The following is a 13,339-nucleotide window of genomic DNA, read 5'->3' as shown; positions in this document are numbered from 1 at the left end:
CTTCCGCCCCCGATGGTGCGTTCCTACTCCGTCCCCTGACCGTTAGACACGAAGTTGGCTCACCTTTGAGAACGTCCCTAGCGTCCCCGGGAGCACTCGTGAACGAAGCGCTACGCCGTGCCATGCTTCAAGCCCGAATGACAGACCGGCAGTTAGCCGAGAAGTGCGGAGTCGACATCAAGACCGTCGGCCGATGGATCACCCAAGCCGGGCGCATCCCCCATGCCCGGCATCGGTGGGACGTCTGCGAGGCGCTCGGGGAGGATGAGGCAGTGTTGTGGCCTGCCGCCGCGAAGAAGGCGATCAAGGTCGGCCCGGACCGAGAGGTCGTGTCCGTGTACCCGTACCGGTCCGGTTGTCCGGCTTCACTGTGGCGATCGTTGATTACCAAGGCCGAGCGGGAACTGACGTTCGCCGGTTACACCAATTACTTCCTGTGGCTGGAGCAGGCCCGACTCGGCGTGGCATTACAGCGCAAAGCCGCTCAGGGGTGTCGAGTGCGCTTCTTGCTGGGCGAGCCTGACAGCGAGCTCACCCGGTCCCGGGAACAAGACGAGGCTGTTGCGCTCACACTGTCCACGAGAATCCGCGTGACACTCTCCGAGTTGGAGAAGATCAGAAGTCAGCCGGGGATCGACGCAAGGTACAGCGATGGGCACGCGCACCTGTCCGTCTTCCGCTTCGATGACGACATGATTGTGACGCCCCTGCTGACGCACAGTGTCGGCCACGATGCTCCTACGCTGCATCTGCGTCGTCACCAGGACGACGGCATGTTCGACCGTTTCGCTTCACACGTCGAAGAACTGTGGGCCCGAGGCACTCCGGTATGGGGAGAGGAACGCAATGGGTAGGCGCGACTACGAGGACGCCCCGGATGCCCCCGCTGCGAACAGCCTGGTTCCGGCCGCTTCCGTCGTCGTTGTCGACGACGACGGGCGCATCCTGCTTCAACGTCGACGCGACAACGGCATGTGGGCGCTCCCAGGTGGCGCGATGCACATCGGTGAGTCGTTGCCTGAGTGCGCGGTACGAGAGACCCGCGAGGAGACCGGCTTCGATGTCGAGATCATCGGCATCGTCGGGACCTACACCAATCCCCGCCACGTCTTCGCCTACGACGACGGCGAGGTGCGGCAGGAGTTCTCCATCTGCTTCCTAGCTCGCCCCGTGTCCGGGCAATTGGCAGTGTCCGAGGAGTCCACCGACGTCCGCTGGTTCGATCCCGCAGAAGTCGACGGACTCCCCATGGTCGCCGGCATCCGCAAGCGCGTAACCGACTGGCGCGACGGCAACATGCCCGCAGCCCGGTGACCGGCCTGCTTTACGGCCTGCCTTCCGAGTCGGACGACTCCAACCGCAGCACGCGCAGCTCCGGATCCCTCGCTCCCGCGGCTCCCCGCACCAGCAGGCTCAGCCCCGACCAGCCCGGCGGGATCCACAGGGCATCCGCGTCGCCGCCCGAGAAGTCCGGGCGGTCGCCGACCCAGACCCTGCCCACGCACTCCCCGCCCGCCCATCCGGTCACCCGGAGCTGTGTGCCGTCCGGGCGCAGGAGGAGGCCGTCGTGGGAGGGCGGCAGGTCGACGTCGAGCCATGCCTCCTCCCCTGGTGCCAGGGTCAGCGGCAGCTGAACCTCCTGCCCGGGTGCTGCGTCGGTAGCGAACGCGGTCAGCAGGTCGTCGTCCTGCGCGGCGCACGTCCAGTCCGTGACCGGGTCCAGGCCGAGCAATTCGGCGCGGAGGCCGCCGCCGCTGGGGTGGTGCGGCAGCGTGACCGAGATGCGGTGGGTGCCTGCGGGCAGCGTGACCCACGGGTCCTCGGCGTGGACGGTGTGGACGGTGGCTGCGCTGGGCGGCTCGTGGGCGGCGTCTGCTGTGTGCGGCTCGCCGTCTGCCACGGTGACCCGTACCGGCTCGACGACCCCCTTGAGGTGCAGGGCTGCTGCGGTGGCCGTTCGGATCTCTCGCGTGTACGTGACGGGGATTCCGACGCGGGTGCTGCTCCAGCCGCCGAGTTCGCGCAGGGGTGCCGGGCGGCCCGCCCAGTGGCCGTGGACCTCCCACAGCGCCGACACGTCCGTCGTCTCCCGGACCGTCCACATCGTGCCGAGCCCCCGCAGCGCGCCGAGGCGGAGCGCCGGCAGGCGTGCGTCGTCGAAGTTCGCGTGGCCCCAGATCTCCACGACTGCCTCGACGTCGACGACACCGGTCGCCTCGCGGACGTCGATCCGCCGGGTGGCTCCGAAGTCGGCGATCGTCGGGCGTGGCCGGCCGGCGACGGCCAGGTCGACGATGTCCGCCGCCCCGACGAGCAGCAGCGCGTCGACGTCTGTGAGGTCCGTCGTGGTCCGGTAGGTGCCGCGCCCCCGGTACACGCCGAGCGACTCCAGCGTCGGCGGCAGCTCGTGCCGGCCGGACGGCCGCTCGGGGGCGGTGTTCGTACGTCGCCGCGCGCGCCGTACCGCGACGGGGTCCGGTGCGGCGGGCCGTGCGGGTGCCGGTGCGTCGAGATGTACGGTGCCGTCGCTGTCCGTGGCGCGCAGGCGTACGGCGTCTGCCGGGGTCAGCGCGACGACGGTCAGCCCCGCGACCGTCTCCCGCTGCGGCGCTCCGGCCTCCGGCGCCGGTATTTCGACCCGGGTGTCCCCGACGACGGCGGTGACCGGCACCTCGGAGGAGAACACCAGCACGCCCGCCCCCGCCGCCACCAGGTCCGCGGACGCCAGAGTGAGCGTTCCTTCGCGGCCCCACGGCTCCAGGGGCACGTCCACCAGCATCAACGGGCACGAGTCCGCCGCTACCGCGACCGGCACCCCGTTCACCACCGCCGTTCCCGTTCCCGTCTCCGCCCCCGTCCGGCTCCCGAGATGCGGTACGGCGAGGAGCAGCCCGCCTCCCTCGAGCCGCAAGGCCGACGGTGACGAGCTGGTCGGGAAGTCGGTGGTGAGGGGCGTAGGCGGGGTGGTCGGGGTGGCGAGCGCCAGGCGTGGGCCCAGGGTGTCGATGACGCGGGCGAGGATCTGGGCCTCGGCGTACTCGGGGCGTTCGGTGCCGGTGGAGGAGACGTAGCCGCCGAAGTCGTAGCCGTGGCTCATGAGGTTGCCGGGCCTGCCCCAGTTGCCGGCGGACGGGGTGTAGCCGAAGTTCCAGCCGGAGGACTGGAGGTAGGGGGCGATCAGCGAGGCGCCGCTGGCCAGGAGCCTGCGCAGGGTGCGGTGGCGGCGGTTGGTCTCGGTGATCAGCAGGGGCAGGTCGCGCTCCGCCAGCAGGTCGGCGTAACGGCGCACTTCGGGTTCGATGTGCGGGGAGTCGTCGTCCGGGTAGAAGTTGCACGCCGGTACGACACCGGGGACGTCGCCGGTGGCGCCTTCGAGGTCGCCCTGTCCGGAGCAGGCGATCAGCGGCACGGTGATGCCGTGGCGGATCGCCTGGTCGCGCAGGGCGGTCACGTACCCCGTGCGGTCCTCGCAGTCGAAGAAGTCCAGCTCGTTCTCCAGCTGCACCATGATGACGGTGCCGCCCGCCGGGTACTGGCGCTCGGCGAGCAGGGGCAGCACCTGGTCGAACCAGGCGGTGACCCCGGCGAGGAAGCGTGGCTCGTTCTGCCGGATCCGCAACTCCGGGTCCAGGCCGAGCCATGCGGGCAGTGCGCCGCCGTCCCACTCGGAGCAGATGTAGGGGCCCGGCCGCGCGATGACGTACAGCCCCTCCTCCTGCGCGAGGTCGAGGAAGGCGGCGACGTCCCGCCGGCCCTCGAAGGACCAGCGGCCGGGGGCCGTCTCGTGGAAGTTCCACGGCAGGTAGACGTCCACGCAGGTGTATCCCGAGTCCCGTACCTGCTGGAGACGGGCACGCCACTGCTCGCGCGGAATGCGGAAGTAGAACAGGGACGCGCACAGCACGGCACGCGGACCGCCCTCGATCCGGGTGCCCCGGGCGTCGAGCTCGATGGCGCTGTTGACCACTGTGGTCGGACTGCTGCTCACTTGACCCCCGCGCTTCCGCCGCTGATGTCCATTTCGTACAGGTACTTCTGGCCGAGGTAGTAGACGAGGATCATCGGCAGGGCGAGCAGGATCGAGCCGACCATCACCAGGTTCCAGGGCGGAGCCTGGCCCGCCTGCGAGGTGGCGGTGATGTACTGCACGCCCAGGGCGAGCGGCATCTTCGTCTCGTCGTTGAGGTAGATCAGGGGGCCCATGAAGTCGCCCCAGGTGTGGGTCAGGGTGAAGATGCCGATGGCGATCAGGACGGGCCGGAGCATCGGGAACATGATCCGCCGGTAGACGCCGAAGAAGCCCAGGCCGTCCATCATGGCGGCCTCGTCGAGCTCGCTGGGCAGCCGGGAGACGAACTGCCGTACCAGGAAGACGTTGAAGGCGTTGGAGAAGAAGTTCGGCACGATCAGCGGCAGGAAGGTGTTCACCCAGCCCAGGTCCCGGAACAGGATGAACTGGGGGATCATCGTGATCTGCGTCGGGATCATCATCGTCGCGATGACGATGAGGAACATCGTGTTCTTGCCGGGTGCCCGCAGCCGGGCGAAGGCGTAGCCGACCAGGCCGCTGGAGAGGACCTGCCCCACCACCGAGAACAGCGAGATGAGCACCGAGTTGAGCAGGAAGGTGCCCACCGGCAGTTCGGTGCTGAACACCCGGGAGAAATTGTCCCAGTGGAATTCGCGCGGGATGATCGTGAACGCGCCGTTGTTCACGGTGGCGTCGCCGGACAGGGCGATCGAGCCGACGAAGACCAGCGGGGTGGTCAGGATCGCCGCGACGATCAGCAGGGTGCCGTAGGTGAACGGGGTCGCACGGAACGCCCGTACGGCGGGGGCTTGTTCCTTCGCTGGCCGGTCCTCGTGCCCGCGCGTGGGGACAGGGGGTGCCAGGGTCGCCATCACTTCACCTCGGTCTCGTAGAACACCCAGCGCCGGGTGGTGCGGAAGGCGATCACCGTGAACACCATGATCACCAGGAACAGCAGCCAGGAGATCGCCGAGGCGTAGCCCATGCGGTAGTAGCTGAACGCCTGGTCGAACAGGAGCGGCACCATGGTCTGGGCCGCGTCGTAGCCCGCGGGGTTCTTGCCCTTGGGGATGAGGATGTAGACCTGCGAGAAGATCTGGAACGCGTTGATCAGGCCCATGATCAGGTTGAAGAAGATGATGGGCGTCAGGTGCGGCAGCGTGATGCTCCAGAACTGCCGCGTCGCGCTCGCGCCGTCGACCTCGGCCGCCTCGTACAGCTCACGTGGGATGCCCTTCATCGCGGCGAGCAGCAGTACGGTCGAGGCGCCCGCGCCCCACGCCGACATCAGGATCAGGGCGGGCTTGACCCAGGGGCCGTCGAGCAGCCAGTCGGGGCCCGAGACTCCGAACAGGCCGAGGAAGTCGTTGATCGGGCCGCTCGGCGCGAGCACCATCCGGAAGATCATCGCTGTGGCGACCAGGGGGATCAGCGTCGGCAGATAGATCAGGGTGCGGAACAACTTGCGGGCCCTGATCTGCTTGTTGAGCAGGTTCGCGAGCCAGAGCCCGAGGACCAGGCCCAGCGGGACCGAGATCGCCGCGTAGTAGAAGGTGTTCCACAGCGCCTTCCAGAACGCCGGGTCGTCGGTGAGGATCCTGACGTAGTTCTGGAAGCCGACCCACTTCGGCGGGGTGAAGGAGTCCCAGTCGGTCAGGGAGTAGTAGATCGACGCGATCATCGGCCCGAGCAGGAAGACCAGGAAGCCGATCACCCATGGGGAGATGAACAGGTAGAAGGAGAGCGCCTCACGGCGTCGGCGCTTGGAGAGCTTGGGCTTTCCTGAGGAGGGGGGCTTCTCCGCGGCCGTGGGAGCGGCCTTCGGGACGGTCGAGGTTGCCACAGCCGGTCATGCCCCGGACTTGATGAGGGACTCGAGGTCCTTCTGCACGGCGGTCAGCGCCTTCTTGGCGCTGCGTTCCTTGCCGAGCCAGAAGTCGGCGAGGCCCTTCGAGAACACGTCCTGCATCTCGTTCCACTCGGGGATGAACGGCGCCCGGAAGACGAACGCGCTCGACTCTGCGAACACGCCCATGTCGACGTCCGTCTTCATCCACGACGGTTTGAGGAAGGCCTGGCTCTTCTGCACCTCCAGGTTGGCCGGCACGTCCTGGCCGGAGGCGATGATCTCCGTCTGCGCCGCGGGGGAGGTGAGGAAGTCGATCGCCTTGAAGGCGTTGTCGCGCTGTTTGGAGGTGCGGGAGATCGCGAGTCCGCTGCCGAACGCCGACACGGCCTGCTTCTTGCCGCGCCACATGGGCGCGATGTCCCAGCCGAACTTCACCTTCGTCAGGCCCGACATGACCCAGAAGCCGTTGGCGTGGGTGGCGACCTTCTGGTTGGGGAAGGCCTGGTCGCCGCCGATGTCGGGGCCCATGTCGGCGTAGTCCGCCTTGCTCGGCACCACCTTGTGCTTGAAGACCAGGTCGCCCGCCCACTGGAGCGCCTCGACGACCTCGTCGCTGTCGACCGCGGGCCGGCCCTGGGCGTCGATGATGGTGCCGCCGTTCTGGTAGGCGAGGCTCCACCACTGCGGAAACCATTCGGCACCGCTGTATCCCCACACCTTGCCGGGGACCGTCAGCTCCTTGAACGCGTCGAGGGCGTCGTCCCAGGTCCAGTCCGCCGTGGGCGCCTTGATGCCCTTCTTGTCGAACATGTCCTTGTTGTAGAACACGGTGACCGCACCGGAGCGGTCCGGGATCGCATACAGCTTGTCCTCGTACGTGTAGAGCGAGCCGACCGGGCCGAACCGCTGCCCGGGGTCGAGCTTCGCCTGCTTGGCGAGGTCGTCGAGGGGCAGCAGCTGACCCTTGCTGGAGTACGTGTTGACGCTTTCGGCGACCTGCATGATGTCCGGCCCAGTGCCGCCGGCGATCATCGTCTGCACCTTCTGCGCGTAGGAGTCGTTCGGCACCAGCTGCAGCTTGACCTTCAGGTCCGGGTGCTTCTTGACCAGCAGGTCGATGCGGGCCTGGTACGTCTTGCGGTCGGGGTCGCCGCCCCACACCGTCATCACCAGCGGAGCGTCGGCCGCACCGGCGCCGGAGCCGCACGCCGTCAGCGTGATGACCCCCGCCGCGACTCCCAGCCCCAGAAATCCCCGACGAGAAAACCGCGCACTGTCAAGCGTCATGGCACTGCCCTTCCTTGAGACATGCACACGCCTTGAGGTCGCCCGGATGATCAGGCCGGACTTCGAATGGCGGTTAAAATAACCGTCGTTTTAAGTGGGCGACAAGACCTTGTTTCGTGTGGGTTCCGTTGTGACCTGGAGCTCAAGGCCGCACAAAAGCGGGCATCGACGGGGTTGTTGCAGGTGGACCGGCGGCGCCGGTGGGACGCCTTTCAGCCGGACAGGAACGAAACGATCGCCTCGTAGAGGCGCTCCGGCTGATCCAGGTGGACGTCGTGGGCGGCGTCGGAAATGCGGATCAACCGCGTGTGCGGGCGGCGGCTGAGCATCTCGGCCGGCTCGCCGGGACGCATCGTGCCGCGTTCGCCCTGGATGAGGAGGGTCGGGCAGGTGATGCGAGACCACTCCTCCCAGTAGGCGGTGGTGGCCAGTTCGGCGACCGAGTCGACGATGGTGGTGCGGTCGAAGGCCGGGTACCAGCCGTCGGCCCGCTGCTCCAGCGTCCTCGTCCAGGCCTCGTGACCGAGGAAGGATTCCGCCTCCTCGAGGGACCTGAACGGCGTCGGCCAGCTGTCCAGCCAGGTCGCGATCTGGGCGGGGAGACCAGGGGCCGGACCCGCCGGGCCCGCTTCGATCAGGATCAGGGATTTCACCAGGTGGGGGTGGGACGCGGCCAGCAGCATGGCCGTGTGGCCGCCCAGGGAATGGCCGAGGAGGGTCACCGGGGCCAGGTCCAGTTGCCGGATGAGGGCCACGGCGTCCTGGACGTGGGCCTCGCGGGTCGTGGTCGCCGGTGTGCGGGTGCTGGCGCCGTGGCCTCGGGCGTCGTACGTCACCACGCGGTGGCCGTCGGCGGACAGTTGCGCGGCGAGGGTGTCCCACTCGCCCTGGTGGCCGGCCAGACCGTGCAGGAGGAGGAAGGTGGACGCGGGGTTCCCGGCGGGGTGGTGGTCCGTGTGGGCGAGGTGCGTGCCGTCCGGGGTGGTGAGGGTGGTCGACGTCGTACGGGTCAAGGAGGCTCCTGGCGGCAGCGGGTCGGGCGCCGTGACGGCCACCGCCGGTCCATGACCTGGGCGGTGGCCGTCGTGTGTCTTCGGAAGACTACGGCGCCGGGGTCAGGTCCGCTCGGCCGAACAGGAGGGCGTAGCCGGTGGGGAGTTGGGCCAGGATGCGGGTGACCAGATCGTCGCCGATGAGGGGCGGCAGCGCGCTCAGGACCGAGCTGACGTCCCAGCGGGCCGTGGCCGGCGTCGCCCCAGGCGTGCGTGAGGCGACCTCGTCGACGAACCGTGCGGCCGTGAGGCGGTCTGTGGCCGGGATCTGGGAAGCGATCAGCCGGGCGGCCTCCGCGGGCAGGGCGCGTGCCAGGTCGACGCGTTCGTCGCCGGTGACGTGGGTGCCGAGGGCGGTCAGGACGGTACGGGTGACCTGTTCCGCCTTCGTCCGGGTGGGGTAGAGGCCCGACTCGCGGACCGCGTCGACCAGGTGGGGCCAGCCGTCGTCGGCCGCCGCGGCGGCGGTGTGAGGGGCGTGGCTCGTCGTCACACGGGGCACCGTCGGCGTGCTCATGTGCGGGGTTTTCCTCCGGGTGTGTGCGGGGGGGTGCGTGTGGGGGTGCCGCGCCGCCGGGAGCTCGTACCGGCGGCGCGGCGTTCCTGTGGGCGGTGCGGTGAGGTCAGCCGCTGATCTGCCTGGGCGCGTCGCCGCCCGTGATCTGGATGCGGCGGGGCTTGGCCTGCTCGGCCACCGGGATGCGCAGGGTCAGGACGCCGGCCTCGTAGGAGGCGTCGATGCGCTCCGTGTCGAGTGTGTCGCCGAGGAACAGCTGGCGCGTGAAGGTGCCGGTGGGGCGCTCGGCGACGAGGGGTTCCGCGCCCTCGGGGGCGGGGGACCTGCGCTCGGCTCGGACGTTCAGGACGTTGCGTTCGACGTCCAGCTCGATCGTCTCGGGGTCGATGCCGGGGAGGTCGAAGTGGACGAAGAAGTCGTCCCCGGAGCGGTAGGCGTCCATCGCCATCGCCGTGGGGCGATTGGTGGCGGGGCCGAAGACCTGCTGGGTGAGTCGGTCGAGCTCACGGAAGGGGTCCGTGCGCATGAGCATCACGGGTCACTCCTCTCTTCAGGTGCCGTGGGTGCGATGCCATACGGTCTGCGTCTTCTTATATAGCTCGGAGGAGGAAACTTGACAAGCCCAGGCTCAGGTTCGGGTTCCGAAAGTCTGCGGGCTAGCCTCGGGATCTTGAACAGGTGTACGACGCAGGAGGCAGGTATGGCGAAGGTTCCCAGTGCGGTGGTCGCTGCGAGCGGGCTCGTGGGCGGGTACGGCGTGGCCCGCTGGACCCGGCAGCGGCCGCTCGGCGGGGTCGTGCTCGCCGTGGCCGGTGCGGCGGCCGCCCGGCAGTGGCGGCAGCAGGCCGGCGGGGTGGCGGCGGGGGCGTTGTCGGCCGCGTACGTCGCCGCCTTCGCCGGGTCCCATCCGCTGGCGAAGAAGGTGGGGGCCTGGCCTGCCGTGTTCGGTGTGGCGGGGGCCGTGGGGCTGGCGTCGTGGGCGGTCGCGGACCGGCGCGGCTGACCGGCTGACCGGCTGACCGAGGTGAGGTGAAGCGGCTCGGCCGAGCCGCTTCACCTCGGTCGATCGTTTCACCTCGGCCGACGCGGCGACCTCATGTGATGGTTCGGCACAGCAAAGAACCCGGCCCTGTTTTCCAGGGCCGGGTTCTTGTCGGAGCGCCGGGCAGGCCTTGCACCTGCATTTCCCCACAGGAAGTGGGGCGTCTTTCCTTGGACCACCAACGCATCGTCCCGCTACCGGAGTTCCGGCGGCTGGACACAGATCAACTATAGCGCAGTTTCTGTCGGGGGTTCGCACGGCCGAAGCGGTCCGGCCACAGCTGGCCGTCATATCCCTTGTGATGCACGGGAGTTGGAGAAAGGGTGTGATCCAACTGTGAACTCCTGATCCATGGAGGAACATTCGTGCCGTCCCACACCCCACCGGTCCCGCGTGTCATACGACGGCGCGGGAGACTGGCCGTAGGAGCACTGGCCACCGCGCTGTTCGGGCAGTTGATCAGCGGGACCGCGGTCGCCGCGCCCTCGGCCGAGGACACGGCCGTGTCCCCCACCCCCGGCTTACCCGGCCGCATAGCCTGGGCGCCCTGTGAGCCGCCGTCCGTCGGGGGTGAGGGCGTCTTCGAGTGCGCCACGGTCAAGGTGCCCGTGGACTGGAAGCGGCCGAAGGGAACCACCCTCGACCTGGCCCTCGCCCGGCACCGGGCCACCGACCCCGCCCGCAGGATCGGTTCGCTGCTGGTCAACCCCGGTGGGCCGGGCGGCTCGGGCGTGGACTTCGCGTTCAGCGCCCCCAGCAGCTTCTCCCCCGAGCTGCTCGCGCGGTTCGACATCGTGGGCTTCGACCCGCGCGGTGTCGCCCGCAGCACCCCGGTGGTGTGCGACGAGGACCGGGTGATGACCCAGAACGCGTTGCTCTACCCGGACAGCGCCGCCTCCTTCGCCGCCCTCCGCAAGGCCAACCGCGCGCTCGGCGAGAGCTGCCGCGAACTGTCGGGCCCGCTCGCCGACCACATGGACACCGGGAGCGTCGTCCGCGACATGGAGGCGATCCGCGCCGGTCTCGGCGAGCGGCGGATCAGCTACTACGGCGTCTCCTACGGCACCGCGATCGGCCAGCAGTACGCCGAGCGCTACCCGCACCGCATCCGCGCGATGACGCTCGACTCCAACATGGACCACAGCCTGGGCCCGTGGGGCTTCCAGAAGACCGAGGCCGTCGGGGTGGAGCAGTCGTACGGCCAGTTCGCCGACTGGTGCGCCCGTACCGCGAGTTGCGCTCTGCACGGCCAAGACGCCCGGGCCGTGTTCACCTCGCTCTACAAGCGTGCGGAGGCCGGTGAACTGGTGGTGCCGGGGGACCCGCCGCAGACCATCACGCCCCAGGACCTCCAGTCCGTGGCCCTGGGCAGCATGTACGACCCGGCCGTCTGGTTCGGGTTCGCCCGGATGCTCGCCGACCTGGACGCCGGTGCCGCCGGGGCGGCGGCGCGGTTCGCGCGGACGTACGGGGAGCCGATGGAGTACCCGTTCAACTCGGTGATGTGCCAGGACTACGACTTCGGTGTGTCCTCCTACCGCACTCTGGCCCGTTTCGAGCGTGAACTGGGCCGGCTCGCGCCCGTGATGCGGCTCAGCCCGCTCGGCTGGACCGTCCAGAACGGCTGCCAGGACTGGCCGTCCGAGGTGCGCAACCCGCAGCGCCGGCTGGACGTCGAGGGAACTCCGCCGATCCTGATGACCAACAGCCGCTTCGACCCGGCCACCCCGTACTCCTGGGGCGCCAACGCGGCCCGGCAGATCGGGCGGGAGGCCGTGTTCCTCACGTACGACGGTGTGGGCCACGGCGACTACTGGCTGAGCCCGTGTGCGCGGGACGCCATCGACACCTACCTCGTGACCCTGAAGACGCCGCGCAAGGGCACGCACTGTCCGGCGGTGTGGCCGTCCGGGCCCTCCGCGCAGCGGCAGTCGCCCTCCGGCGGCCTGGTCAACCCGCTGCCGGAGCTGCTGGGTACGGGCACGTACGGGCGGGCCGGGTGACGCGGACCGGTCCGGCACGGACGTGAGCGCGGGCGGGACCGGCCCCGGTCGTCATGAACCGGAGCCTGTCCCGCCCGCCTCGGGCCGCTACACCGTCGTCTTCTGCTCCGCCGCCGTCAGCGGTGTGGCGATGTCCTCCAGGGAGCGGCGTTCCGCCTTCACCGCGAGGAGGGCCGCCACCAGGCCGGCCAGGCACATCAGCGTCGCGCCGATCGAGAAGGCCAGGACCGTGTCGCCGACGACGCCGGATTCCGTGAGCTTGGCGAACAGCAGCGGGCCGCTGATGCCGCCGGCCGCGGTGCCGATGGCGTAGAAGAACGCGATCGACATCGCCCGGGTCTCCATGGGGAAGACCTCGGAGACCGTCAGGTAGGCGCTGGACGCGCCGGCCGAGGCGAAGAACAGCACCGCGCACCAGCAGGCCGTCATCGTGGTCGCGCTCAGGGATCCCTGGTCGAAGAGCCAGGCCGTGCCGAACAGGAGCAGGCCGGACAGGATGTAGGTGCCGGAGATCATGATGCGGCGGCCGACCGTGTCGAAGAGCTTGCCGAGGAACAGCGGGCCGCAGAAGTTGCCGATGGCGATGACGGCGAAGTAGTAGCCGGTGTTGCCGCTCGGGACGTCGAAGAACGTCGTCAGGATCGCGCCGAAGCCGAAGGTGATCGCGTTGTAGAGGAACGCCTGGCCGATGAAGAGGGAGAAGCCGAGGATCGCGCGGCGGCGGTAGTCGGAGAAGACCGTGCGGCCGATCTCGATGAAGGAGACGCTGCGGCGCTGGTGGATGGTGATCTCGCCCTCGGCGCGGGGCAGCGGCTCGCCCCTCTCCTCCTCGATCTTGCTCTCGATGGAGGAGACGATGCGTTCCGCTTCGTCGTCGCGGCCGTGGATCAGCAGCCAGCGCGGGCTTTCGGGGACGTGCCGGCGGACCAGGAGGATCACCAGGGCGAGGACCGCGCCGAGCGCGAAGGTGAGACGCCAGCCGACGTTCGCCGCGAAGATGTCCGTGTCCAGCGCGACGATCGACAGCAGTGAGCCGAAGACCGCGCCCAGCCAGAAGCTGCCGTTGATCATCAGGTCGGTGCGGCCGCGGTACTCCTTGGGGATGAGCTCGTCGATCGCCGAGTTGATGGCCGCGTACTCGCCGCCGATGCCGAAGCCGGTGAGGAACCGGAAGAGGAAGAACCACCAGGTGTCGAAGGAGATCGCGGTGAGGGCCGTGGCGGCCAGGTAGACCGCCAGGGTGATCATGAAGAGCTTTTTGCGCCCCCATCTGTCGGTCAGGCGGCCCCAGAACAGTGCGCCCAGGCAGGCGCCCGCCACGTACAGGGCGGCTGCCATGCCGGTGACCTCGCCGGACGTGATGGGCAGGCCGCTGCCGGGTTCCGACAGGCGGCTGGCGATGTTGCCCACGACGGTGACTTCGAGTCCGTCGAGGATCCATACGGTGCCGAGACCGATGACGATCGTCCAGTGCCAGCGCGACCACGGGAGGCGGTCGAGGCGGGCGGGGATGTCGGTGGTGACGGTGTGGCCGGTGTCGGCCTGGGCGGTGGTCATGG

General features: G+C 69.2%; 12 protein-coding genes. 4 read left to right on the top strand and 8 right to left on the bottom strand.

Annotated features, from left to right (window positions below; translation table 11 throughout):
- Positions 1–98 precede the first annotated feature (98 nt).
- Together ADK65_RS11640 and ADK65_RS11635 are read left to right on the top strand one after the other, a co-directional pair.
- Positions 99–854 carry a DUF5919 domain-containing protein gene (locus ADK65_RS11640; protein ID WP_053669903.1) on the top strand — a complete coding sequence of 252 codons (756 nt, stop codon included), beginning with the start codon at positions 99–101 and terminating at the stop codon, positions 852–854.
- Entirely contained in the window at positions 847–1,314 is a 468-nt protein-coding gene (locus tag ADK65_RS11635) for an NUDIX domain-containing protein (RefSeq protein ID WP_053669902.1), read from the top strand. Before ADK65_RS11640 ends, ADK65_RS11635 begins: the two co-directional genes overlap by 8 nt.
- Positions 1,315–1,324: 10 nt before the next feature.
- Here ADK65_RS11635 and ADK65_RS11630 read toward each other — a convergent pair whose 3' ends face one another.
- The 7 genes from ADK65_RS11630 to ADK65_RS11600 all read right to left on the bottom strand — a co-directional run bounded on the left by ADK65_RS11630 (position 1,325) and on the right by ADK65_RS11600 (position 9,267).
- The gene (locus ADK65_RS11630; protein WP_053669901.1) at positions 1,325–3,988 is read right to left on the bottom strand and encodes a beta-galactosidase; all 2,664 of its coding nucleotides are present in this window, start codon (positions 3,986–3,988) and stop codon (positions 1,325–1,327) included.
- Complete coding sequence (locus ADK65_RS11625; protein ID WP_078955917.1) at positions 3,985–4,902, bottom strand: carbohydrate ABC transporter permease; 918 nt, start codon at positions 4,900–4,902, stop codon at positions 3,985–3,987. The genes ADK65_RS11630 and ADK65_RS11625 overlap by 4 nt, the downstream gene beginning before the upstream one ends.
- Positions 4,902–5,873 (bottom strand): carbohydrate ABC transporter permease, encoded by a 972-nt coding sequence (locus tag ADK65_RS11620; RefSeq protein WP_078955916.1) that lies wholly within the window; start codon positions 5,871–5,873, stop codon positions 4,902–4,904. The genes ADK65_RS11625 and ADK65_RS11620 overlap by 1 nt, the downstream gene beginning before the upstream one ends.
- A 6-nt stretch (positions 5,874–5,879) precedes the next feature.
- On the bottom strand, positions 5,880–7,166 hold the full coding sequence (locus tag ADK65_RS11615) for an ABC transporter substrate-binding protein (RefSeq protein ID WP_053669900.1): 1,287 nt from the start codon (positions 7,164–7,166) through the stop codon (positions 5,880–5,882).
- A 212-nt stretch (positions 7,167–7,378) separates the two neighbouring features.
- On the bottom strand, positions 7,379–8,179 hold the full coding sequence (locus tag ADK65_RS11610) for an alpha/beta fold hydrolase (protein WP_107092267.1): 801 nt from the start codon (positions 8,177–8,179) through the stop codon (positions 7,379–7,381).
- Between the two features lie 88 nt (positions 8,180–8,267).
- The gene (locus ADK65_RS11605) at positions 8,268–8,735 is read right to left on the bottom strand and encodes a DUF2267 domain-containing protein (protein ID WP_078955915.1); all 468 of its coding nucleotides are present in this window, start codon (positions 8,733–8,735) and stop codon (positions 8,268–8,270) included.
- A gap of 106 nt (positions 8,736–8,841) precedes the next feature.
- A complete protein-coding gene (locus ADK65_RS11600; RefSeq protein ID WP_199825607.1) occupies positions 8,842–9,267 on the bottom strand; it encodes an Hsp20/alpha crystallin family protein in 426 nt (141 codons plus the stop codon).
- Positions 9,268–9,435: 168 nt separating this feature from the next.
- Between ADK65_RS11600 and ADK65_RS11595 the strand changes: the two genes are divergently transcribed.
- Complete coding sequence (locus ADK65_RS11595; RefSeq protein ID WP_053669897.1) at positions 9,436–9,738, top strand: hypothetical protein; 303 nt, start codon at positions 9,436–9,438, stop codon at positions 9,736–9,738.
- A 404-nt stretch (positions 9,739–10,142) separates the two neighbouring features.
- A complete protein-coding gene (locus ADK65_RS11590; protein ID WP_053669896.1) occupies positions 10,143–11,780 on the top strand; it encodes an alpha/beta hydrolase in 1,638 nt (545 codons plus the stop codon).
- Between the two features lie 87 nt (positions 11,781–11,867).
- Here the strand turns inward: ADK65_RS11590 and ADK65_RS11585 are convergent, their stop codons facing one another.
- A complete protein-coding gene (locus ADK65_RS11585) occupies positions 11,868–13,337 on the bottom strand; it encodes an MFS transporter (protein ID WP_053669895.1) in 1,470 nt (489 codons plus the stop codon).
- Positions 13,338–13,339 lie beyond the last annotated feature (2 nt).

Source organism: Streptomyces sp. NRRL B-1140, assembly GCF_001280065.1.
Lineage (GTDB): Bacteria > Actinomycetota > Actinomycetes > Streptomycetales > Streptomycetaceae > Streptomyces.
Note: the sequence above shows the minus strand (reverse complement) of the source record. Positions and strands in the feature narration are given on the sequence as shown.

Coding starts and splice junctions, on each gene's coding strand:
- ADK65_RS11595 (WP_053669897.1), top strand. CDS start 9,436: ATGGCGAAGGTTCCCAGTGCGGTGGTCGCTGCGAGCGGGCTCGTGGGC.
- ADK65_RS11600 (WP_199825607.1), bottom strand. CDS start 9,267: ATGCTCATGCGCACGGACCCCTTCCGTGAGCTCGACCGACTCACCCAG.
- ADK65_RS11615 (WP_053669900.1), bottom strand. CDS start 7,166: ATGACGCTTGACAGTGCGCGGTTTTCTCGTCGGGGATTTCTGGGGCTG.
- ADK65_RS11585 (WP_053669895.1), bottom strand. CDS start 13,337: ATGACCACCGCCCAGGCCGACACCGGCCACACCGTCACCACCGACATC.
- ADK65_RS11625 (WP_078955917.1), bottom strand. CDS start 4,902: ATGGCGACCCTGGCACCCCCTGTCCCCACGCGCGGGCACGAGGACCGG.
- ADK65_RS11605 (WP_078955915.1), bottom strand. CDS start 8,735: ATGAGCACGCCGACGGTGCCCCGTGTGACGACGAGCCACGCCCCTCAC.
- ADK65_RS11635 (WP_053669902.1), top strand. CDS start 847: ATGGGTAGGCGCGACTACGAGGACGCCCCGGATGCCCCCGCTGCGAAC.